Annotated in this window: 19 protein-coding genes and 4 tRNA genes; 11 read left to right on the forward strand and 12 right to left on the reverse strand. The window is 70.3% G+C overall.

The window, feature by feature from the left end; translation table 11 throughout:
- Positions 1-150: 150 nt before the first annotated feature.
- Together ACH4S8_RS24090 and ACH4S8_RS24095 are read left to right on the forward strand one after the other, a co-directional pair.
- On the forward strand, positions 151-1,680 hold the full coding sequence (locus tag ACH4S8_RS24090; protein WP_398397259.1) for a N,N-dimethylformamidase beta subunit family domain-containing protein: 1,530 nt from the start codon (positions 151-153) through the stop codon (positions 1,678-1,680).
- A 132-nt stretch (positions 1,681-1,812) separates the two neighbouring features.
- Positions 1,813-2,712, forward strand: a complete 900-nt coding sequence (locus ACH4S8_RS24095) for a phosphoribosylaminoimidazolesuccinocarboxamide synthase (protein ID WP_398397261.1) — start codon at positions 1,813-1,815, stop codon at positions 2,710-2,712.
- 108 nt (positions 2,713-2,820) lie between these two features.
- Here ACH4S8_RS24095 and ACH4S8_RS24100 read toward each other — a convergent pair.
- The 8 genes from ACH4S8_RS24100 to ACH4S8_RS24135 all read right to left on the reverse strand — a co-directional run bounded on the left by ACH4S8_RS24100 (position 2,821) and on the right by ACH4S8_RS24135 (position 7,728).
- Positions 2,821-2,893: transfer RNA gene (locus tag ACH4S8_RS24100), tRNA-Gly, on the reverse strand.
- 22 nt (positions 2,894-2,915) lie between these two features.
- On the reverse strand, positions 2,916-3,560 hold the full coding sequence (locus ACH4S8_RS24105; protein WP_398397263.1) for a response regulator: 645 nt from the start codon (positions 3,558-3,560) through the stop codon (positions 2,916-2,918).
- Positions 3,557-5,029, reverse strand: a complete 1,473-nt coding sequence (locus tag ACH4S8_RS24110) for a histidine kinase (protein ID WP_398397378.1) — start codon at positions 5,027-5,029, stop codon at positions 3,557-3,559. The genes ACH4S8_RS24105 and ACH4S8_RS24110 overlap by 4 nt, the downstream gene beginning before the upstream one ends.
- A gap of 20 nt (positions 5,030-5,049) precedes the next feature.
- Positions 5,050-5,856 (reverse strand): ABC transporter permease, encoded by an 807-nt coding sequence (locus tag ACH4S8_RS24115; protein ID WP_398397265.1) that lies wholly within the window; start codon positions 5,854-5,856, stop codon positions 5,050-5,052.
- Positions 5,853-6,869 carry an ABC transporter ATP-binding protein gene (locus ACH4S8_RS24120; protein ID WP_398397267.1) on the reverse strand — a complete coding sequence of 339 codons (1,017 nt, stop codon included), beginning with the start codon at positions 6,867-6,869 and terminating at the stop codon, positions 5,853-5,855. The genes ACH4S8_RS24115 and ACH4S8_RS24120 overlap by 4 nt, the downstream gene beginning before the upstream one ends.
- A gap of 155 nt (positions 6,870-7,024) precedes the next feature.
- A tRNA-Gly gene (locus ACH4S8_RS24125) sits at positions 7,025-7,097 on the reverse strand.
- A 79-nt stretch (positions 7,098-7,176) separates the two neighbouring features.
- Positions 7,177-7,248 (reverse strand) — tRNA-Gly (locus ACH4S8_RS24130).
- A 162-nt stretch (positions 7,249-7,410) separates the two neighbouring features.
- The gene (locus ACH4S8_RS24135) at positions 7,411-7,728 is read right to left on the reverse strand and encodes an Lsr2 family protein (protein WP_355764587.1); all 318 of its coding nucleotides are present in this window, start codon (positions 7,726-7,728) and stop codon (positions 7,411-7,413) included.
- A gap of 361 nt (positions 7,729-8,089) precedes the next feature.
- Here ACH4S8_RS24135 and purS point away from each other — a divergent pair, with 361 nt between their 5' ends.
- The 7 genes from purS (at position 8,090) to purM (ending at position 16,283) form a co-directional block, all read left to right on the forward strand.
- Entirely contained in the window at positions 8,090-8,353 is a 264-nt protein-coding gene (gene purS, locus ACH4S8_RS24140) for a phosphoribosylformylglycinamidine synthase subunit PurS (RefSeq protein ID WP_005482678.1), read from the forward strand.
- On the forward strand, positions 8,350-9,030 hold the full coding sequence (purQ, locus tag ACH4S8_RS24145) for a phosphoribosylformylglycinamidine synthase subunit PurQ (protein ID WP_398397270.1): 681 nt from the start codon (positions 8,350-8,352) through the stop codon (positions 9,028-9,030). The genes purS and purQ overlap by 4 nt, the downstream gene beginning before the upstream one ends.
- Positions 9,027-11,300 (forward strand): phosphoribosylformylglycinamidine synthase subunit PurL, encoded by a 2,274-nt coding sequence (purL, locus tag ACH4S8_RS24150; RefSeq protein ID WP_398397272.1) that lies wholly within the window; start codon positions 9,027-9,029, stop codon positions 11,298-11,300. The genes purQ and purL overlap by 4 nt, the downstream gene beginning before the upstream one ends.
- 494 nt (positions 11,301-11,794) lie before the next feature.
- Positions 11,795-12,589, forward strand: a complete 795-nt coding sequence (locus tag ACH4S8_RS24155) for a sterol carrier family protein (RefSeq protein WP_398397274.1) — start codon at positions 11,795-11,797, stop codon at positions 12,587-12,589.
- Between the two features lie 172 nt (positions 12,590-12,761).
- Positions 12,762-13,553 (forward strand): META domain-containing protein, encoded by a 792-nt coding sequence (locus ACH4S8_RS24160; RefSeq protein ID WP_398397276.1) that lies wholly within the window; start codon positions 12,762-12,764, stop codon positions 13,551-13,553.
- 61 nt (positions 13,554-13,614) lie between these two features.
- Complete coding sequence (gene purF / locus ACH4S8_RS24165) at positions 13,615-15,141, forward strand: amidophosphoribosyltransferase (protein ID WP_398397279.1); 1,527 nt, start codon at positions 13,615-13,617, stop codon at positions 15,139-15,141.
- 41 nt (positions 15,142-15,182) lie between these two features.
- Positions 15,183-16,283 carry a phosphoribosylformylglycinamidine cyclo-ligase gene (gene purM, locus ACH4S8_RS24170; protein ID WP_398397281.1) on the forward strand — a complete coding sequence of 367 codons (1,101 nt, stop codon included), beginning with the start codon at positions 15,183-15,185 and terminating at the stop codon, positions 16,281-16,283.
- A gap of 200 nt (positions 16,284-16,483) precedes the next feature.
- On the opposite strand, the gene ACH4S8_RS24175 is transcribed toward purM, so the two are convergent.
- Together ACH4S8_RS24175 and ACH4S8_RS24180 are read right to left on the reverse strand one after the other, a co-directional pair.
- Positions 16,484-16,738 (reverse strand): DUF3073 domain-containing protein, encoded by a 255-nt coding sequence (locus ACH4S8_RS24175; protein WP_037615441.1) that lies wholly within the window; start codon positions 16,736-16,738, stop codon positions 16,484-16,486.
- Positions 16,739-17,039: 301 nt separating this feature from the next.
- Positions 17,040-18,134 carry a Leu/Phe/Val dehydrogenase gene (locus ACH4S8_RS24180; protein ID WP_398397284.1) on the reverse strand — a complete coding sequence of 365 codons (1,095 nt, stop codon included), beginning with the start codon at positions 18,132-18,134 and terminating at the stop codon, positions 17,040-17,042.
- A 222-nt stretch (positions 18,135-18,356) separates the two neighbouring features.
- Between ACH4S8_RS24180 and ACH4S8_RS24185 the strand changes: the two genes are divergently transcribed.
- Both ACH4S8_RS24185 and bldC read left to right on the forward strand, forming a co-directional pair.
- On the forward strand, positions 18,357-19,205 hold the full coding sequence (locus tag ACH4S8_RS24185; RefSeq protein ID WP_398397287.1) for a hypothetical protein: 849 nt from the start codon (positions 18,357-18,359) through the stop codon (positions 19,203-19,205).
- Between the two features lie 700 nt (positions 19,206-19,905).
- The gene (bldC, locus tag ACH4S8_RS24190; protein ID WP_003949541.1) at positions 19,906-20,112 is read left to right on the forward strand and encodes a developmental transcriptional regulator BldC; all 207 of its coding nucleotides are present in this window, start codon (positions 19,906-19,908) and stop codon (positions 20,110-20,112) included.
- Between the two features lie 468 nt (positions 20,113-20,580).
- Here bldC and ACH4S8_RS24195 read toward each other — a convergent pair whose 3' ends face one another.
- Entirely contained in the window at positions 20,581-20,772 is a 192-nt protein-coding gene (locus ACH4S8_RS24195; protein ID WP_398397289.1) for a DUF6274 family protein, read from the reverse strand.
- Between the two features lie 275 nt (positions 20,773-21,047).
- A tRNA-Asp gene (locus tag ACH4S8_RS24200) sits at positions 21,048-21,122 on the reverse strand.
- Between the last annotated feature and the right edge of the window lie 52 nt (positions 21,123-21,174).

Consider the following 21,174-nt stretch of genomic DNA (forward strand, 5'->3'; position numbering starts at 1 on the left):
GGTCCCCGGCACAGGCGGAGCCATCCGTTCCACTCACGCCAATTCACGACGAACGGTGACGGACTGCGTGCGTAATGTGATGTGCTGGGACCGATCGAGCACAGAGCAAGGGCTTGCCAGTACGACGGGGGCACGAGGAGGGGTGCGGGCATGGGATCGGAGAAGATCCGCCGCTGGGAGTCGGGGGCACTCGCGCACGCCGTCACGGACCCCTTCGGCCTGGGACCCGTTCCCTGGCTCCGCGGCAGCGAGACCTATTTCGACGACACCGGCCACGTCGTCCCCTGGTACGTGGACACCGACGCGCCCCCGCCGCCCCAGCCGGCGGCCGGTGCCTCCCGGATCCCGGCCCCGCGCTCGACCTCCCGCACCCGTCCGCGCACGGGTCCCGGAGGCCCCCGCTCCGCCGACGACGTCCACCGCCAGATCAAGGGCTTCACCAGCACGGGTGCCACCGCTCCCGGCGAGTCCATCGACTTCCACGTCACGGTCGACCCGCCGCAGGAGTTCAGCGTCGACATCTACCGCATCGGCCACTACGGCGGGGACGGCGCCAGCAAGATCACCACGAGTCCCCGGCTCTCCGGGATCGTCCAGCCGCCGCCGCTCACCGCCGACCGCACGGTCTCCTGCCACCACTGGTGGCTGTCCTGGCGTCTGCAGATCCCGTCCTACTGGAGCGTCGGCGCCTACGTGGCCGTCCTGACCACCCTCGACGGCTACCGCTCCCACGTCCCCTTCACCGTCCGCAACCACCAGACGGCCGATCTGCTCCTGCTGCTCCCGGACATCACCTGGCAGGCGTACAACCTGTATCCGGAGGACGGCCACACGGGTGCCAGCCTCTACCACGCCTGGGACGAGACCGGCCGGCTCCTCGGCGAGGCCGACGCGGCGACGACCGTCTCCTTCGACCGCCCGTACGCGGGCGCGGGCCTGCCCCTCCACGTGGGCCACGCCTACGACTTCATCCGCTGGGCCGAGCGCTACGGATACGACCTCGCCTACGCCGACGCCCGCGATCTGCACGCCGGCCGCGTCGACCCCACCCGCTACCGCGGCCTGGTCTTCCCGGGCCACGACGAGTACTGGTCGCCGCAGATGCGCCGCACCACGGAACTCGCCCGCGAGCACGGCACCTCGCTCGTCTTCCTCTCCGCCAACACCATGTACTGGCAGGTGGAGCTGGGGCCGTCCCCGTCGGGCGTCGCCGACCGGCTGCTGACCTGCCGCAAGCGCCGGGGCCCCGGAAAGCCCGTCCTGTGGCGCGAGATCGACCGCCCAGAGCAGCAGCTCATCGGCATCCAGTACGCCGGGCGCGTCCCCGAGCCGCACCCGCTGATCGTCCGCAACGCCGACCACTGGCTGTGGGAGGCGACCGGGGCGCGCGACGGCGACGAGGTGGACGGCATGGTCGCCGGTGAGGCGGACCGTTACTTCCCGCGCACGCCACTGCCCGAGCACCAGGACCGGATCCTGCTCGCGCACTCCCCCTATCCGGACAGCGAGGGCGTCGTGCGCCATCAGGAGACCTCGCTCTACCGCGCCCCGTCCGGCGCCCTGGTCTTCGCGTCCGGGACGTTCGCGTGGTCCCCGGCCCTCGACCGCCCCGGCCACGTGGACGCCCGTATCCAGCGGGCGACCGCCAATCTCCTCGACCGCATCTGCAAACACGACTGAGAAAGCCCCGCCGGGCGCGCGTGACGCACCCGCGCCACGCGCGCCCGCACCCGCTCGGCCCGCCCCCTGTCCGCAGCAGCTCGCCCCGTACGGGAGAATCGAGCCACTTGTACAGAACCACGGGGAGGAACCGTGTCCGGATTCGTCGAAAAGCCCGAGCCCCTTCAGGTGCCGGGTCTGGTACATCTGCACACCGGCAAGGTGCGCGACCTGTACCAGAACGAGGCGGGCGACCTCGTGATGGTCGCCAGCGACCGCATCTCCGCCTACGACTGGGTTCTCCCCACCGAGATCCCCGACAAGGGCCGTACGCTCACCCAGCTCTCCCTGTGGTGGTTCGACCAGCTCTCCGAACTGGCGCCCAACCACGTGCTGAGCACCGAACTCCCGCCGGGCGCCCCGGCCGACTGGGCCGGCCGCACGCTGATCTGCAAGTCCCTGCGGATGGCCCCGGTCGAGTGCGTGGCCCGCGGCTATCTGACCGGCTCGGGACTCGTCGAGTACAACGAGTCCCGCACGGTCTGCGGTCTCGCGCTCCCCGAGGGCCTCGTCGACGGCTCGGAGCTCCCCGCGCCGATCTTCACCCCGGCCACCAAGGCCGCGGTCGGCGAGCACGACGAGAACGTCTCGTACGAGGAGGTCGCCCGTCAGGTCGGTGCCGACACCGCGGCCGAGCTGCGCCAGGCGACCCTCGCCGTCTACGGCCGGGCCCGTGACATCGCCCGCGACCGGGGCATCATCCTCGCGGACACCAAGTTCGAGTTCGGCTACGACGGCGACACGCTCGTCCTGGCCGACGAGGTGCTGACCCCGGACTCCTCGCGCTTCTGGCCCGCCGACGTCTGGGAGCCGGGCCACGCGCAGCCGTCCTTCGACAAGCAGTACGTCCGCGACTGGCTGACCTCCGCCGAGTCGGGCTGGGACCGCAGGAGCGAGCAGCCGCCGCCCGCGCTGCCCGAGAACGTCGTGGAGGCCACCCGCGCCAAGTACATCGAGGCGTACGAGCGGCTGACGGGCGTCAGCTGGACCTGACCCGCGCACGGGCCCGGCCGTCGGCCGGGCCCGTCGGCCACCCGCGCGCAGGAAGACGTCACCGCACACGAAGAAGCCCCCGACCGAGGTCGGGGGCTTCTTCTCCGGAGCGGACGACCAGGTTCGAACTGGCGACCTCAACCTTGGCAAGGTTGCGCTCTACCAACTGAGCTACGTCCGCATGCGCCGTGGCGCGAGAGCAACTATACCCAACCTCGCTCCCGTGCGAGACGCACTGCCGTGTGTCGGTTCTCCGCGCCCAGTTTGGACACGGCCGACGACAGATAGTTCCGCACCGTCCCCTGGGACAGCGCGGCCCGCTCCGCGATCTCCGCCACGGGCGCCCCGTCGGCGGCGAATTCGAGCACCTCGGCCTCGCGGGCCGTCAGCGGCGAGTCCCCGGCGGAGATCGCGTCGGCGGCCAACTCCGGGTCCACATAACGGTTTCCCGCGTGCACGGTACGGATGATCTCCGCGAGCCGCCGCGCGCTGACCGTCTTCGGGACGAACCCGCGCACACCTGCCGCCAGTGCCCGTTTCAGATGCCCCGGCCGCCCGTGACTGGTCACGATCAGCACCTGGCAGCCCGGCAGTTCGGCCCGCAGGGATGTGGCCACGCTCACACCGTCCGCTCCCGGCATCTGGAGATCCAGGACGGCGACATCGGGCACGTGCGCCCGCGCCATCGCCAGCGCCTCCGGTCCGGTCGCGGCCTCGGCCACCACGACCAGGTCCTCCTCCAGCCCGAGCAGCGCGGCCAGCGCTCCCCGGATCAGATGCTCGTCGTCGGCGAGCAGCAGCCGTACGGGAGTGCCGGGCGCCGACGCGTCGGGCGGCGGGGTCGTCATGAGGTGGCCTCTCTCGCCTGGTGCGGAACCGGCGGGGCCGGCGACTTCCCGGGTGTCTCGTCGCTTGCGGTGGCAGGGACGCCGGGCGGGACGGTGCGAACGTCCGGGGCCGGGCCGCCGGGTGCGGTTGTGCGTGTTTGCCGGGCCGGGTCGCCGGGCGCGACGGTGCGTGCTTGCGGGGGCGGGGCGCCGGGAGTGGCTGTGCGCGGGTCCGGGGCCGTTTCGCCGAAAGAGGTCGTGCGCGCCTCCGGGGAGGAGCGCAGCGGCACTTCCGCCGTCAGCCGGAACACTCCGCCGCTCGCGCCGGCCCGCAGCACCCCGTCCACCTCCGCCAGCCGTTCCCGCAGCCCCGGGAGCCCGCTGCCTCTTCCCGGCCCGGGGCCGGTGTCCGTCTCCGGTGGCACCCCGTCGTTCTCGACGGTGAGCGTCACCCGCTCTCCAGTGGCGTGCAGGGACAGGGCGCACGTCCTGGCGTTCCCGTGCCGCAGCACGTTGGTGGTCGCCTCGCGCACGACCCAGCCGAGCGCCGACTGGACCTGCGGCGGCAGTTCCGCGGCGGTTCCGGTGATGGAGCAGTCGATGCCCGCGGCGGTCAGGACGCCCCGGGATCCCGCCAGTTCGCCTGCGAGATCGGCCTCGCGGTAGCCCCGTACCACCTCCCGCACCTCCCGCTGGGACTCCCGTGCGATCCGCTGCACCTCGGTCATCTGGTCCACGGCCTCGGGCCGTCCGCGCCGGGCGAGCTGTACCGCGAGTTCGCTCTTGAGGGCGATGACCGCGAGGTTGCGGCCCATCACGTCGTGCAGATCGCGGCCGAAGCGCAGTCGTTCCTCGGCGACGGCGAGCCGGGCGCGGGTCTCGCGGGCCTCGTCGAGTTCGTACACGGCGCCCAGCAGCCAGACCGAGAAGGCCGCGGTGAACGTGAGGAAACCGGCGGTCAGCAGGACCAGGACGGCGGTGACGAGCGCGGCGGGGGCCGGGAAGCCGAGGGGGAGGGCGAGTACGCCGGTCCCCGCGGACGCGCCGAGCACGACGCCGGTCATCCGGCGCCGGTCACGGGTCCCGAGCGCGACCGTGCCCGTGCCGAACGCCGTGGCACCGACGAGCAGCGAGGAGGCGACCATGAACGCGCTGTCGCTCGCCGGGTGCCAGGGGGTGCCGGACAGGACGGTCCCCGTGACGGCCACCACGCCGGTGCTCACGGCCAGGGCCAGCAGCGTCCGCCGGGGCTGTTCCCGGGTGCCGCGCGTCCAGTCCAGCGCCCGCGAGGCGGTCACCGCGCAGAACACCGCGTGCCCGCACACCAGCAGGAACACCGCCCAGGACCGGACCGCCGGCAGGTTCCCGAACACGGGCAGCCCGATCGAGAGGGCTTCGAGCAGGGAGAAGAAGTGGAACGACCACCGTGTGTAGGTCTCGACCTTCGCCGGTGTGCTCTTGCCCCGCCACCAGCCGGACGGCCCGCCCATGCCCACCCCCGCCTCCGTGGTCACCGCCGCGGCTCCCAGCGGAACCACCGTCGTACAGCAAACACCGCGATCACGGTCCAGGCCACCGCCGTGACGAGGGCGCCGACGGTGTCGTGGGCGGAGAGGTGCCCGCTCCAGCCGCCGCGGATCAGGGTGATCACCGGGGTGAGGGGCAGCAGTTCGCAGAACGGGGCCACGCCGTCGGGCAGCAGCTGCAGCGGGACGAAGGTTCCCGAGCCGACCAGCGACACCAGGGTCAGGGGAGCGGCCGCGACCTGGGCGCCCTCCACGCTCCTGCTGAGACTCGCGGTGACGGCCGCCAGCGCCGGCCAGGTGACGAACGCGGACAGCAGCCCCAGCAGGACGAGTCCGGGCCTCTCGGGCATGCCGACGCCGAGTGTCGCCCGGTAGGCGATCGTCAGGATCAGGCACTGGGCCAGACCGATCGCCACCGAGGGCAGCGCGGCGCCCGCGAGGATCTCCACGTCCCGCAGCTCCCCGGTGCGCAGCCGCTTGAGGACGAGTTCCTCCCGGCGCGCCGCGTACACGCTCACGAGGGAGCCGTAGACGGCGAAGAGGAGGGCGAAGCCGATGGAGGAGGGGAGCAGGACCGAGCCGACGGTGAGTCCGGTGCCCTTCAGGCGCATCGAGGCGACGGCCGAGCGGAGCGAGAGCGGCATGATCAGCGGTACGAACACCGCGGCGGCGAGTGTCGCCCGGGTGCGGCCCAGCAGCGTCAGTTCGGCGCGGGCCAGTGCTCTCGTCCGTCCGGCCGCCGTGCTCCGGGCCGGTCCGGTGCCGTCGGTGACCGCTGTCGTCCCGCTCATGCCGCTGTTCCCCTCGTGCGTGCCTTCCGCGTGTCCGCGGCCGGTTCCTTCGTCCTGGCTCCGTCCACGCCGTGCGCCGCCGCGTCCCGGGAGATCCGCAGGAACGCCTCCTCCAGGGAGGCCGGGCGGACGTCGAGCCCCCGCAGCTCGACGCGCGCCCGCTCGGCCCACACCAGCAGGGCGGTGGCCGTCCGCTGGAGTTCGCCGGTGCGCAGCCTGATCCTTCGGCCCGCCGTCTCGTGGCCGCTCACGCCGAGTCCCGGCAGCGGGGGCAGGTCGCCGAGGAGGTAGCCGTCGGGCAGCTCGAAGGAGACGTGCGACGGCTGGGAGGCGGTCACCTCGGCCGGGGTGCCGAGGGTCGCGACGCGTCCTTCGTGCAGGATCGCCAGCCGGTCGGCGAGCGCCTCCGCCTCTTCCAGGTAGTGGGTGGTGAGCAGGACCGTGGTCCCGGCGTCGCGCAGTTCGCGGACCAACTCCCAGGTGCTCCGGCGGCCTTCCACGTCGAGTCCGGTCGTGGGCTCGTCGAGGAAGAGGATCTCGGGGTCGCCGAGGAGCGCGAGCGCCAGGTCCAGGCGCCGTTTCTCGCCGCCGGACAACTGCTTCGCGCGGACGTCGGAGCGGTGCCCGAGACCGACCCGTTCCAGGACCTGTCCGGCGGGTCGGGCTCCGCCGGTGCATCCCGCCCACATCCGCGCGGTCTCGGCGACCGTCAGCTCGGACGGGAAGCCGCCTTCCTGGAGCATCATGCCGATCCGGGGCCGAACGGCGGCGCGGTCGGTGTACGGATCGTGCCCGAGGACGCGCACGTGCCCGCCGGCGGGGCGGGCCAGACCCTCGATCACTTCGACGGTGGAGGTCTTGCCCGCGCCGTTGGTGCCGAGGAGAGCGAAGACCTCACCGCGGCCGACGGAGAAGGTGACTCCGCGCACGGCCTCGAATTCTCTTCCGCCGCCCCCGTACACACGCCGCAGACCGGTGACCTCGATCACGTCGTCGTGCTGGTTGGTGTTCATGGAATCAGCGTCGGCGCGGACGGGTTCCGGCAGCAGTGCGAGGTGTCATCACTCCGCATGACAAATGTCAGACGGCTTCGGCGGCGCGTCGCGAGAACGTTCGGCGCACGGGGAAAGAGAAAGGCCCCGGTCGATGACCGGGGCCTTCTTCACTGAGCGGACGACCAGGTTCGAACTGGCGACCTCAACCTTGGCAAGGTTGCGCTCTACCAACTGAGCTACGTCCGCATTGCCTCCGACCAGCTTGCACTGACCGGCGCGAGCACCACTCTACCTGATCGACATGCGTGATCGGTAAGAAGTGCAGAGCGGGTGACAGGAATTGCACACTGCGCCTTCCCTCTGGAAGAGGGATGTTCTGCTACTGAACTACACCCGCACGACCTTCGGGTTCCGGCCTTTCGGCCTTGCCCCTCGGCGTGTTCCAGACTCTAGCCGATCGGGCGGGGGTCAGCGCAAGTCGGTTCTTCCGGGGGCCGGTGGCGGGCTCCGGCGGGCGCCCCGGGCGGGGTGCCCGGCTCGGTCCGGGCCGGGTGCCGGCTCAGTGCGACTCGGCGAACGCCTCGTAGACCTTCTTGGGGATCCGGCCGCGCGGCGGCACGTCCATCTTGTTGGAACGGGCCCAGGCGCGGACCGCCGCGGGGTCGGGCGTCAACGCGGTGTGCGTGTACGCCTTCCCGGACTTCGACCGCTTGCGGCCGGCCTCGACGTACGGCTCGAGCGCCTTACGCAGTTCCTCGGCATTGGTGGGATTGAGGTCGATCTCGTACGACTTGCCGTCGAGTCCGAAGGCGATCGTCTCCGCCGCTTCCGAGCCGTCGATGTCGTCAAAGAGAGTGACCACGACACGCTGCGCCACGAATATCGGTCCCTTCGTGCGACACCTTCGCGATCAACGGTCATGACGTGCACTGACGTCAGGGAGTTGTCGGGGAGATGTCGACTGTCCGGCTGTTATTGAGCAAAGTATCGGCTATTGCCAATTCATTTGTACAGGGCCCGGCATTGCAATGTGAAGCCCGACTAAATCCTCCCGCGTGTCCGGCGGCAATGGGGTCCTGCCGTTCTTCTGCGGTTTTTCCCAGGATTTTCCGTGGATGGCCCCACGCCGATGCGTGATCGTGATCGGGGTCACGTAGGATTCTACGAATCTACGCGAGTAGAAATTTCGTACGGGTAGTCTGAAGGGACCTGCTCAGCACCACACACCGGGAGTGCCAGTGGCACGCGTCGTAGTCGACGTCATGCTCAAGCCGGAGATCCTCGACCCCCAGGGCCAGGCGGTGCAGCGTGCACTGCCGCGCCTCGGTTTCGAAGGTGTCTCCGACGTCCGTCAGGGAAAGCGATTCGAACTGGAAGTGGACGGGCCGGTGGACGACGCCGCCCTCGCCCGCATCCATGAACTGGCGGAATCCTTCCTCGCCAACACCGTGATCGAGGACTTCACCGTCAAGGTCGAGGAAGTCGCGGAGGCCGGAAAGTGACCGCTCGTATTGGAGTCGTCACCTTTCCCGGCAGCCTCGACGACCGCGACACGCAGCGCGCGATCAGGCTCGCGGGCGCGGAACCCGTGGCCCTCTGGCACAAGGACAAGGACCTCAAGCAGGTCGACGCCGTCGTGCTGCCCGGCGGTTTCTCGTACGGCGACTATCTGCGGGCGGGTGCCATCTCGCGCTTCTCGCCGGTGATGGAGACCGTCATCGAGCAGGCGAAGTCCGGAATGCCGGTTCTCGGCATCTGCAACGGCTTCCAGGTCCTCACCGAGGCGCACCTCCTTCCCGGCGCGATGCTCGGCAACAACCACCTCCACTTCATCTGCCGCGACCAGAAGCTGCGGGTGGAGAGCGCGGGGACCGCCTGGACCGCCGACTACACGGCCGGCCAGGAGATCCACATCCCGCTGAAGAACATGGACGGGCGGTACGTCGCCGACGAGCACACGCTCGACATGCTGGAGGCGGAGGGCCGGGTCGTCTTCCGCTACGTCGACTTCAACCCGAACGGCTCGCTGCGGGACATCGCCGGCATCACGAACGAGGCCGGGAACGTGGTCGGCCTCATGCCGCACCCCGAGCACGCCGTCGAGCCCCTGGTCGGGTCCGGCCGCACCGACGGCCTCCCCTTCTTCACCTCGATCCTCAAGAAGCTGGTCAACGCATGAGCCGCACGCCTCTGGACACGGTCGAGAACGCGGCCGCGACCCCCGACGTCGAGCTGCCCTGGGCCGAACTGGGCCTGAAGAAGGACGAGTACGAGCGGGTCGTCGAGATCCTCGGGCGCCGGCCGACCGGCGCCGAGCTCGCCATGTACTCCGTCATGTGGTCCGAGCACTGCTCCTACAAGTCCTCGAAGGTCCACCTCCGCCAGTTCGGCGAGAAGGCCCCGCAGTCGGACGCCCTCCTCGTCGGCATCGGCGAGAACGCCGGTGTCGTCGACGTCGGCCAGGGCTACGCGGTCACCTTCAAGGTCGAGTCGCACAACCACCCGTCGTACGTCGAGCCCTACCAGGGCGCGGCCACCGGCGTCGGCGGCATCGTGCGCGACATCATCGCGATGGGCGCCCGCCCGGTCGCGGTCGTGGACCCGCTGCGCTTCGGCGCGGCCGACCACCCCGACACCAAGCGCGTCCTGCCCGGCGTCGTCGCCGGCATCGGCGGCTACGGCAACTGCCTGGGCCTGCCGAACATCGGCGGCGAGGTCGTCTTCGACGCCTGCTACCAGGGCAACCCGCTGGTCAACGCCGGTGCCATCGGCGTCATGCGGCACGAGGACATCCACCTCGCGAAGGCGTCCGGCACCGGCAACAAGGTCATCCTCTACGGGGCCCGCACGGGCGGCGACGGCATCGGCGGCGCCTCCATCCTCGCCTCCGAGACCTTCGACGACGCCAAGCCGTCGAAGCGCCCGGCCGTCCAGGTCGGCGACCCCTTCCAGGAGAAGCTCCTCATCGAGTGCACCCTGGAGGCCTTCGCCGAGAAGCTCGTCGTCGGCATCCAGGACCTCGGCGCGGCCGGTCTGTCCTGCGCCACCAGCGAGCTCGCCTCCAACGGCTCCGGCGGCATGCGCGTCACCCTGGACGACGTACCGCTGCGCGACTCCACGCTCTCGCCCGAGGAGATCCTCATGAGCGAGTCGCAGGAACGCATGTGCGCGGTCGTCGAGCCGGAGAAGGTCGACCGGTTCCTGGAGATCTGCGACAAGTGGGACGTCATCGCCACCGTCATCGGTGAGGTCACCGACGGCGACCGGCTGGAGATCTTCTGGCACGGCGGCAAGATCGTCGACGTCGACCCGCGCACGGTCGCGCACGACGGCCCGGTCTACGAGCGTCCCTACGCCCGTCCGGAGTGGCAGGACGCGCTCCAGGCCGACGACGCCGGCAAGCTGCCCCGCCCGGCGACCGGCGACGAGCTGAAGGACCAGGTCCTCAAGCTGGTCTCCTCCCCGAACCAGGCCTCCAAGTCCTGGATCACCTCCCAGTACGACCACTTCGTGCAGGGCAACACGGTGCTGGCGCAGCCCGAGGACTCGGGCATGATCCGCATCGACGAGGAGACCGGGCTCGGCGTCGCCATCGCGACCGACGGCAACGGCCGCTACGCCAAGCTCGACCCGTACGCGGGCGCGCAGCTGGCCCTCGCCGAGGCCTACCGCAACGTCGCGACGACCGGCGCCAAGCCGCTCGCCGTGTCCGACTGCCTGAACTTCGGCTCGCCCGAGGACCCGGCCGTCATGTGGCAGTTCGCCGAGGCGATCCGCGGTCTGGCCGACGCCTGCCAGCAGCTGGGCACCCCGGTGACCGGCGGCAACGTCTCGCTGTACAACCAGACCGGCGAGGCGGCCATCCACCCGACCCCGGTCGTGGCCGTGCTGGGCGTCATCGACGACGTCGCCCGCCGCACCCCGGTCGCCTTCCAGGAAGAGGGCCAGCTCCTCTACCTGCTCGGTGACACCCGCGAGGAGTTCGGCGGTTCGGCCTGGTCCCAGGTCGTCCACGACCACCTGGGCGGTCTGCCGCCGAAGGTCGACCTGGAGCGCGAGCGGCTGCTCGCCGACATCCTCATCTCGGCGTCCCGCGACGGCATGGTCGACTCCGCGCACGACCTGTCCGACGGCGGTCTGGTCCAGGCCGTGGTCGAGTCGGCGCTGCTCGGCGGCAAGGGTGCGCGCCTGGTCGTGCCCGACGGTCTCGACGCGTTCACCTTCCTGTTCTCGGAGTCGGCGGGCCGCGCGGTCGTCGCCGTCCCGCGCTCGGAGGAGCTCCGCTTCAACGACATGTGCGGTGCCCGGGGTCTGCCCGTCACCCGTATCGGTGTCGTCGACGGCACCGAGTCGGAGGCCGCCGTGGTCGAGGTCCAGGGCGAGTTCGCGCTCACCCTGACCGAGCTGCGCACCGCCCACGAGGGGACGATCCCGGCGCTGCTGGCGTAACGCGCCCGCTTGCCCGAGGGCCCCGCCCGGCCCCGCGAAGGCCCCGCCCGTTTCGACGGGCGGGGCCTTCGCCGTGTGTTCGTCCCGCCGTCCCGCGTCATGACGCCATGCCGTCCCGACGTCCCGCCGTCACACCGTCCCGCGTCATGACGCCATGCCGTCCCGACGCCGCACCGTCACGCCGGGACCGGTCCGCCCTCCCGGGGCGGGGCCGCGGAGTCCTTCGCGCCGCCGGACCGGGGCAGCCGCGGGAGAGAGCCCGGACGTGATCGCGGCCGACGTGCCCCGGCCCGCCGGACGTGCCTGCGCGCTGGTGGGACACGGACTCGCGGACCACCCGCACAAGCCGTGACGGCTCCCGGCGTGCCCCCGCGGGCGGCACGGTACTGCGGGACGCCGACGGGCGGCACGATGCTCCGGGAGCCACGCTCCACCCGACCGTGCCGATCTTCAAATGGCCCCGTTCGTCCGGGTCTTGGGACTAGGCTCCCCGTATGACCTCAGCCCGGAAGCGCGCGCGTACGTACGACTCGGCCAAGATCCGTGCGGCGGTGCTCGCCCAGTTCGGGAACGTACGGGACGGCGTACGCACCCTGAGCGAGGAGCAGTTGGCGCGGCCCGCGCAGCTCGGGGACTGGAGCGTGCGGGAGCTGGCCGCGCACCTTTCGATGGCCGTCGACGGCGTGAGCCGCCATCTCGACCTTCCGGCCCCCGCCACGAAGGAACTGGCCCTGCTGGACTGGCCGTTCGGGACGGCCTCCCGTGCCGGGAACATCGCCGACGGCACCCGCGCACTCGCCGAGGAGCACCCCGACCTCGACGCGCTCTACGCCGGCGCCGCCGCGCGGATCGCCGGGCACCTGGCCACGGCCCCCGACGACCGGCTGCTCGGCGTGCCCGCCGGGGCGATGACCCTCGCCGACTTCCTCGTCACCCGCACCGTCGAACTCGTCGTCCACACCGACGACCTCAACCGCGCCGCAGGCATCGACATCCCCTTCGACCGCCAGGCCCTCGCCGCCTGCACCCGGCTGCTCGCCGACACCCTCGCCGTGAAGGCGCCCGGCGCCTCGACCGAGGTCCGCATCCCGCCGTACGCCGTCGTGCAGTGCGTGGAAGGGCCCCGGCACACCCGCGGCACCCCGCCGAACGTCGTCGAGACGGACCCGCTGACCTGGATCCGGCTCGCGACGGGACGCACGGAGTGGAAGACGGCGCTCGACGAGGCGAAGGTCAGCGCGAGCGGCGAGCGCGCCGATCTCGGCGGCCTGCTCCCCCTGATGGGATGACCGTCCGGGAGGAGGCAACCCGCCCGGCCCGCGGTACGACCGGGGGCCGCGCACCCCACCTCCGGACGGGCCCGCCAGGTCTCCGAGCGGACCCGGTCCACGGATCCCGGAGCGGACCCGGTTTGCGACTTCTGGAGGGGAACCGGTCCCTCGTCCCTTCCGTCCCATCGGCATGGACAAGCAGCGAACGACCCTCGGTGTCCTGGCCCTGCTGCCCCTCGCCGCAGCGTGCGGCACCCAGACGGCGGGGAGCGGTTCCGCCCGGACGGAGACGGCGCCGCTGACCGGCGTGCACTGGACCGTCGACAGCCTCACCACGGGCGGGACGACCACACGGGCACCCTCCGGCGCGTATCTGCGGATCGGCGACGACGGGCGCGTCGGCGGCAACCTCGGCTGCAACACGTTCGGTTCCAAGGCCACCCTCACGGGTGACCGGGTCGCGTTCGGACCGCTCTGGACGACGGGCATGGCCTGCGGGAAGGGTCCGGCGGGTTTCGAGCGGAGTCTGGGCCGGACCCTCGCGAACCGGGGTGCGTTCACGGCCGAGGCCGACGGCGGCCGGCTGACGCTCACCGCCGGCAACGGCGACCGGATCGGCCTCACCCAGGAGAAGGACGCACCGCTGCTGGGGACGAAGTGGACGGTCACGGCACTGGGGGACAGGAACGTCTCCCAGCCGCTCCCGAAGGGGGTGGACGCGTACTTCGTCCTGCGCGAGGACGGCACCTTCGAGGGCCGGCTCGGCTGCAACCACGCGTTCGGCCGGGCCACCGTGAGCGACGGACATATCACCCTCAGCCGGGCCAGGACCACCCGCATGATGTGCCAAGACTCACTCATGAGGACCGAGAAGACGCTGCTAGGGGTCTTCGACAGCAAGGTCACCTACCGGCTGGACCATCGCGGCATCGCTCTGACCAGCACAAACGGCACTGTCGTCAGCGCGGTGGCCGACGAGTGATCCACTTCTGGCCCGTATCCCCAATTCGGACCAGTGGTCGATCTCGCCTACACTCGGAGCCGTGCCACGTGGTGACGGTCGACTCAGTCATGATCTGCTCCCCGGTGAGAAAGGCCCCCAGGACGCTTGCGGCGTCTTCGGTGTCTGGGCTCCCGGCGAAGAGGTCGCCAAGCTCACTTACTTCGGGCTCTACGCCCTCCAGCATCGGGGTCAGGAATCCGCGGGAATCGCGGTCAGCAACGGCTCCCAGATCCTCGTCTTCAAGGACATGGGCCTCGTGTCCCAGGTCTTCGACGAGACCTCGCTCGGTTCGCTCCAGGGTCATATCGCGGTCGGTCACGCCCGCTACTCGACCACTGGCGCCTCCACCTGGGAGAACGCCCAGCCGACGTTCCGTGCCACCGCGCACGGCTCCATCGCGCTCGGCCACAACGGCAACCTGGTCAACACGGCGCAGCTCGCCGAGATGGTCGCCGACCTGCCCAAGCAGGAAGGCCGCACCACCCGTGTGGCGGCCACCAACGACACCGACCTGCTCACCGCGCTCCTCGCGGCCCAGGTCGACGACGACGGCAAGCCGCTGACCATAGAAGAGGCTTCCGCCAGGATCCTTCCCCAGGTCAAGGGCGCCTTCTCGCTCGTCTTCATGAACGAGCACACGCTGTACGCCGCCCGTGACCCGCAGGGCATCCGTCCGCTGGTCCTCGGCCGGCTGGAGCGCGGCTGGGTGGTGGCCTCCGAGTCCGCGGCCCTCGACATCTGCGGCGCCAGCTACGTCCGCGAGATCGAGCCGGGCGAGTTCGTCGCCATCGACGAGAACGGCCTGCGAACCTCTCGATTCGCGGAAGCGAAGCCCAAGGGCTGTGTCTTCGAGTACGTCTACCTGGCCCGTCCCGACACGGACATCGCCGGCCGGAACGTGTACCTCTCGCGGGTCGAGATGGGCCGCAAACTCGCCAAGGAAGCCCCGGTCGAGGCCGATCTGGTGATAGCGACCCCGGAGTCCGGGACGCCCGCCGCGATCGGATACGCGGAGGCCTCCGGCATCCCGTTCGGCGCCGGCCTGGTCAAGAACGCCTATGTCGGCCGGACCTTCATCCAGCCGTCGCAGACGATCCGCCAGCTCGGAATCCGCCTGAAGCTGAATCCGCTCAAGGAAGTCATCAAGGGCAAGCGCCTGGTCGTCGTCGACGACTCGATCGTGCGCGGCAACACCCAGCGCGCCCTGGTCCGGATGCTGCGCGAGGCCGGTGCGGCCGAGGTCCACATCCGGATCTCCTCCCCGCCCGTGAAGTGGCCCTGCTTCTTCGGCATCGACTTCGCGACCCGCGCCGAGCTGATCGCGAACGGCATGACGATCGAGGAGATCGGCACCTCGCTCGGCGCCGACTCGCTCTCGTACATCTCCCTGGACGGGATGATCGAGGCCACGACGATCGACAAGCCGAATCTGTGCCGCGCCTGCTTCGACGGCGAGTACCCGATGGAGCTTCCCGACCCCGAACTGCTCGGCAAGCAGCTCCTGGAGACCGAGCTGGCCGCGGGTCCCGCAGCCACGGCCGCGGCTGACGCCATCCGTCGCCCGTAGCGCCGCAGAGCCCCGTTTCACCAACCGAAAGATCCCAGGCAATGTCTGCTGTATCCGATCAGTCGACTTCGTCGACGGGCACTGCTTCCGGCGCGTCCTACGCGGCCGCCGGTGTCGACATCGAGGCGGGCGACCGCGCCGTCGAGCTGATGAAGGAGTGGGTGAAGAAGACGCAGCGCCCCGAGGTCCTCGGCGGCCTCGGCGGCTTCGCCGGCCTCTTCGACGCCTCCGCCCTCAAGCGCTTCGAGCGGCCGCTGCTCGCCTCCGCCACCGACGGTGTGGGCACCAAGGTCGACATCGCCCGCCAGCTGGGTGTGTACGACACCATCGGCCACGACCTCGTCGCGATGGTCATGGACGACATCGTGGTGTGCGGCGCGGAGCCGCTCTTCATGACCGACTACATCTGCGTGGGCAAGGTCCACCCGGAGCGGGTCGCGGCCATCGTGAAGGGCATCGCCGAGGGCTGTGTCCTCGCCGGCTGCGCCCTGGTGGGCGGCGAGACGGCCGAACACCCCGGTCTGCTCGGCCCCGACGACTTCGACGTGGCGGGCGCCGGTACCGGCGTGGTGGAGGCCGACCAGCTGCTCGGCCCGGATCGCATCCGTACGGGTGACGCGGTGATCGCCATGGCGGCCTCCGGTCTTCACTCGAACGGGTACTCGCTCGTCCGGCACGTCCTCTTCGACCGGGCGAACCTGCGCCTGGACCAGCACGTCGAGGAGTTCGGCCGCACGCTGGGCGAGGAGCTCCTGGAGCCCACCAAGATCTACTCGCTGGACTGTCTGACGCTGACGAAGAGCACCGAGGTGCACGCCTTCAGCCACATCACCGGCGGCGGTCTCGCGGCCAACCTGGCGCGGGTGATCCCGGACGGTCTGCACGCCGTGGTCGACCGCGGGACCTGGACCCCGGCACCGGTCTTCGACCTGGTCGGCAGGACCGGCGGTGTCGAGCGCCTGGAGCTGGAGAAGACGCTGAACATGGGCGTCGGCATGATGGCGATCGTGCCCGAGGAGTCCGCGGAGGTGGCCCTGGCCGTCCTCGCGGACCGCGGGGTGGACGCCTGGGTCGCCGGTGAGATCACCGAGCGCGGGGACCGCACGACGGGCGCGGAGCTCGTCGGCGACTACGCGAGCTGAAACGGAGCACGGGGGCTTCGGCCGGCGGTCACGTCGGCCGAAGCCCCCGGAGCAGCACGAAACCCGGTCCGGCGCTGAGGCCCCGGACCGGGTGAAGTGCAGTCGCTACGAGAAATCCGCCAGGCGGGATCTGCCAGAAACCCGCGCCTGGAGATCCGCTACGAGAAGAGATCGCGGAAACTGCGAGGGACGCTGTTGCGTCAAGCGCCGCGACGTTGCGACTGGGGACCGGACTGGTCGTCCTCGTCCTCGTCGTCGTCGTTGTAGAGATCCGCGTACTGTGCGTACGGGTCGTCTTCCTCGTCGTCGTCCTCGAACGGCTCGCCATTCGGCGGCTGGCTCGAAGTCGAAGCGCCCAGCTCATTGGCCAGACGCGAGAGGTCAGTCCCGCCGCTGCTGTACTTCAGCTGGCGGGCGACCTTCGTCTGCTTGGCCTTTGCCCGGCCGCGCCCCATGGCTCGACCCCCTCGGATACGGGGCTCGACGGCCCCAGAGTCTTGACACGCGTTCATGATCTGGAACGGACTCTCCGTGGAGAGACCGGTCCGTAGGGCTTCCACGGTACCTGAGCCCGCGCCCATACGGTACGTCGCCCGCAGCACGCGCCTTCGCCCAGCCCCAGCAAGGTGCCCTGTCCTCGCTGGTCAACCGCGATTTTAACCTCTTCTTGGGCCACGACCCGCCGACAGACGTGAGAGTTCTCTCCCAACCGTCCATCGGCGGGTCCCTGACAAGCGCCTATGGCCCCGGAAGGCGTCAGTGACGCCGCGCCTCCGCCATCCGCTGCTCGGCGATCCGGTCGGCCGCCGCGGCCGGCGGGATCCCGTCCTGCTTCGCACGTGCGAATATGGCCAGCGTGGTGTCGAAGATCTTCGTGGCCTTCGCCTTGCACCGGTCGAAGTCGAAGCCGTGGAGCTCGTCGGCGACCTGGATGACACCGCCCGCGTTCACGACGTAGTCGGGGGCGTACAGGATCCCGCGGTCCGCGAGGTCCTTCTCCACGCCCGGGTGCGCCAGCTGGTTGTTGGCCGCGCCGCACACGATCCGGGCCGTGAGCACCGGCACCGTCTCGTCGTTGAGCGCGCCGCCCAGCGCGCAGGGCGCGTAGATGTCGAGGTCCTCGGTACGGATGAGCGTCTCGGTGTCCGCGACGGCCGTGACGCCCTCGGGGTGCCGGTCCAGGATCCGCTGCACGGACTCGGCCCGCACATCCGTGATCACGACCTCGGCGCCGTCCTCACGCAGGTGGTCGACCAGGTGGTGACCCACCTTGCCGACACCGGAGACGCCGACCTTGCGGCCGCGCAGCGTCGGGTCGCCCCACAGGTGCTGCGCGGAGGCCCGCATGCCCTGGAAGACACCGAAGGCGGTCAGGACGGAGGAGTCGCCGGCGCCGCCGTTCTCCGGGGAGCGTCCGGTCGTCCACCGGCACTCGCGCGCCACGACGTCCATGTCGGCGACGTAGGTGCCGACGTCGCACGCGGTGACGTACCGGCCGCCGAGCGAGGCGACGAACCGGCCGTAGGCGAGGAGCAGCTCCTCGGACTTGATCTGCTCGGGGTCGCCGATGATGACGGCCTTGCCGCCGCCGTGGTCGAGCCCGGCCATGGCGTTCTTGTACGACATCCCGCGCGCGAGGTTGAGGGCGTCGGCGACGGCCTCCTGCTCGCTCGCGTACGGATAGAAGCGCGTACCGCCGAGGGCGGGGCCCAGGGCGGTGGAGTGGATGGCGATGACGGCCTTGAGGCCGCTGGCGCGGTCCTGGCAGAGCACGACTTGCTCATGACCCCCCTGATCCGAGTGGAACAGGGTGTGCAGTACATCAGCAGGCGCGCCGGTTACGTCGGTCACTGTGGTGACTCCCAGGTAAAAAGCGGCGGTTGGGTCCGGGGCCCGTGCGGATGGCGGGCTCCGTGGGAATGAGACTAGAGCCTGTGCCGACCCGCCCCCGGCGCAGTGTTCAGGATCACCTACGGGCGGGGTACGGCCGTGGTTCGATTTGCATAGATTTCTGTTCGTGTCCTGAGTGGTTCTCGCTGGTTTTCCCGGTGGTCGACGGGGGAGGGAGCAGGCGTGCCCAAGGTGTCCGCGGTGATCGTCCCGTACACGTCGTACCTGCGGGTGTACGAGCCACTGGCCGCGTTCCCCGAGTCGGAGCGCGCCCACTGGACGCACTACGCCCGGCGCACCGAGCGCCCCTCGTACCAGGACGAGCTGCGCCGCTCGCTGGCCGACCTGCTGCCCACCCCGCCGGTCCCCGTGCCGGTGCACGAGAGCGGTGACGCGTTCGTCGCCGAGATCGACGGAGTGGTGTGCGTCTGCCCCTGGCGCACCCGGCTGCGCGGCTGGCAGGCGCTGGACGAGCTGGGCGAGGAACTGCCCGCGTCCGTGCTGGACGCGGTGCTGCCGCCGCTGGTGCGGCGTCAGGCCGCGCTCGACTACGAACGCTGGCTGGCGCGCAATCCCGACGCCCGCCCCTGGATCCGCACCTCGACCTGGCAGGTGCCGCTGAACTGGTTCGTGCTCGTCACCGACGAGGAGCGGGAGTACGAGAAGGGGACGGGCCCGGCCGGAGCGCCGCCGGTGCTGCGTTACCGGACCCCGATGGTGCAGGCGCGGCGGCGCACGGCGCGGGCCCTGCGCACGCTCAGGGACGCACTGGACGAAGGGCCGCTCATCGAGGGTCTGGTGGACGTCGGGCGCTGGCTGGAGGAGTTCCATCCGCGCTCGCTGGTCGAGCTGGACTACGGAGGGCTCGTGCACACGCTGCCGGCCGGTGACCTGGAGAGCGACCACTCCGCCGCGGACGTGGCCGAGGGCATCGAGGCGCTGCGCACCGGGGACGGGGCGGCGGCGGGCGAGGCGTACGGCCGGCTGGTGGAGCGCTGGCGGTCGGTCAGGGACCGGCGTTCGGCGAACTGAGGCGCGCCGCGGGCGGTCCCGGGCGGTCTCGTGAAGTGCCGACGCCGTCCGCGGGCGGTCCGGGCGGGCGGTTCCGGCGCTGACCGTGCGCACTGTCCGTGCGTGCTTCGTGCGTGCGGTTCGTACGTGCGGTTCGGGTGGGGAGGGAGGGGCTCCCGAGGTGTCCGAGCGGGTGTGATCTGCTTCTCACAGGTTTCGGTCGAACTCGCGTATGGTCCTCACACGCTGAAGAACCCTCACGTCAGGGACGTAGGGCCCGATCCGGGCTTATGCGTCAACGGGTGCCAAGCGTGATGGAGGGCACTTACCCGGCTCTTGCATCGCTTCCCCCTCCTCGTGTCAAAATAGGACAAGGAGCCCGGGGGAGGGCTCCCTCCGCCCGCTTTTGAGGGGGGATCTCGGCATTGCACGCTTTTAGGACGTCTGGTGACTCCTGATCGCCCTGTGACTGATCGTCACAGTGGCGTGACTGTCCGCTATGGCATGGTCCATCGGCTTCCGTCGCTGATGAACACCTGGGAGGGCAATTCCATCGGTTTGGCCGACGCGGCTGGACGGATGGTGTAGTTGTAGTGCCGAGGACAAGCCGTTCGTCCTATAACCGACTCGACTCGCGTCCGCCATTTCGGGCAACGCGGGTCAAGGTGCAGAATTTAGAGGAAAGAACCGAGAAGGTTCGGTTCTCCCGAGGAGGCCGCTCATGACCGCTCGCACCCCTGATGCCGAGCCGCTGCTGACCCCGGCTGAGGTCGCCACGATGTTCCGCGTCGACCCCAAGACGGTCACGCGGTGGGCGAAGGCCGGCAAGCTCACGTCCATCCGCACGCTCGGAGGACATCGCCGTTACCGCGAGGCTGAGGTCCGCGCACTGCTCGCGGGTATCCCGCAGCAGCGCAGTGAAGCCTGAGTCATCGCATTACCGGGCAAATCGACGGATCCCCCAACCCGTCGAGGCGTCCACACCTCAGCTCCAAGCGACGCGGGCTCTGCCCCAACAGAGCTCACGCCCAAGCGTTTCTGACACTTGAACAAGGTGCGTCGTAGATCGCGCTGGACTCCGCCGGGTCCAGCGCGATTTTTTTTGTGCGTTCCACGCGTCCCGGGGACCGGCCTGTGAGCGGCCTTGTCGGAGTCTGGGGGTGGGTGTCGGATCGGCTGTGGAAGTCCCCGACAGGCGGTGCAATTGCACATATTAAATTGACTGGTTGTATGAGGGGGGTAAGTTCCACACTTCTGAAAACATATGCGGTGACTCCCGTCACATGCCACGGTCCTTGTCCTCCGAGATCCTTCTGCGCTAGGAGAGTTGGGGCCGAAGCGGGGTCGTGTCGCACCGGGACGCGCACCGGGTGACGGCCGCGGAAGCGGACCCGGATCACGTCGTCGAGGTGTCGTCGTCCTCCGGGGCACCCTCGGGGTCCTGCTCGTCGACCGGGACGGCTTCCATGACCAGCCGCGCGAGTTGATGGCAGATCGGGCAGTGCCGCGTCAGATGGCGGTAACCGGAGGCGGCCGCCAGGTGGGCTCGGAGCAGAGCCCGGGTCTCGTGCCGGGCGGACACCGCCATGCGCACCTCCAGAGGGCCGGCAGGGCGAGGGCCCTGGATTCCGGGGTACCGGCGGAATGTGACGCCGTCAAGGGACGTGAACGCGCCGCAGGCGCCTTCCTGGAGGGCCCGCCGCGGCCCCTGAACGTACGTGGACCGGTGCACGCACGCGAACGCGACCGGTGGGTGCCGACGAACGTGGCCGGTGGGCGCACGCGAACGCCACCGGTGGACGCGCCGGCGCACGCCGGGCACACGAAAAGGCCCGGAGCTTTCGCTCCGGGCCTTCCTTCGTGCGGTCCTGACGGGATTTGAACCCGCGGCCTCCACCTTGACAGGGTGGCGAGCACTCCAAACTGCTCCACAGGACCTTGATTCGCAGCGACTTGTTCTTGCGCTGTGCTGCGAAACAGACTGTACATG

It is taken from the genome of Streptomyces sp. NPDC021080, assembly GCF_044333225.1.
Taxonomy (GTDB): Bacteria; Actinomycetota; Actinomycetes; order Streptomycetales; family Streptomycetaceae; genus Streptomyces.

Excerpts from the sequence above, each read along its gene's own strand:
- ACH4S8_RS24090 (WP_398397259.1), top strand. The coding sequence starts at position 151 with ATGGGATCGGAGAAGATCCGCCGCTGGGAGTCGGGGGCACTCGCGCAC.
- ACH4S8_RS24105 (WP_398397263.1), bottom strand. The coding sequence starts at position 3,560 with ATGACGACCCCGCCGCCCGACGCGTCGGCGCCCGGCACTCCCGTACGG.
- ACH4S8_RS24110 (WP_398397378.1), bottom strand. The coding sequence starts at position 5,029 with ATGGGCGGGCCGTCCGGCTGGTGGCGGGGCAAGAGCACACCGGCGAAG.
- ACH4S8_RS24115 (WP_398397265.1), bottom strand. The coding sequence starts at position 5,856 with ATGAGCGGGACGACAGCGGTCACCGACGGCACCGGACCGGCCCGGAGC.
- ACH4S8_RS24120 (WP_398397267.1), bottom strand. The coding sequence starts at position 6,869 with ATGAACACCAACCAGCACGACGACGTGATCGAGGTCACCGGTCTGCGG.
- purL (WP_398397272.1), top strand. The coding sequence starts at position 9,027 with ATGAGCCGCACGCCTCTGGACACGGTCGAGAACGCGGCCGCGACCCCC.
- ACH4S8_RS24155 (WP_398397274.1), top strand. The coding sequence starts at position 11,795 with ATGACCTCAGCCCGGAAGCGCGCGCGTACGTACGACTCGGCCAAGATC.
- ACH4S8_RS24160 (WP_398397276.1), top strand. The coding sequence starts at position 12,762 with ATGGACAAGCAGCGAACGACCCTCGGTGTCCTGGCCCTGCTGCCCCTC.
- purM (WP_398397281.1), top strand. The coding sequence starts at position 15,183 with ATGTCTGCTGTATCCGATCAGTCGACTTCGTCGACGGGCACTGCTTCC.
- ACH4S8_RS24175 (WP_037615441.1), bottom strand. The coding sequence starts at position 16,738 with ATGGGGCGCGGCCGGGCAAAGGCCAAGCAGACGAAGGTCGCCCGCCAG.
- bldC (WP_003949541.1), top strand. The coding sequence starts at position 19,906 with ATGACCGCTCGCACCCCTGATGCCGAGCCGCTGCTGACCCCGGCTGAG.
- ACH4S8_RS24195 (WP_398397289.1), bottom strand. The coding sequence starts at position 20,772 with ATGGCGGTGTCCGCCCGGCACGAGACCCGGGCTCTGCTCCGAGCCCAC.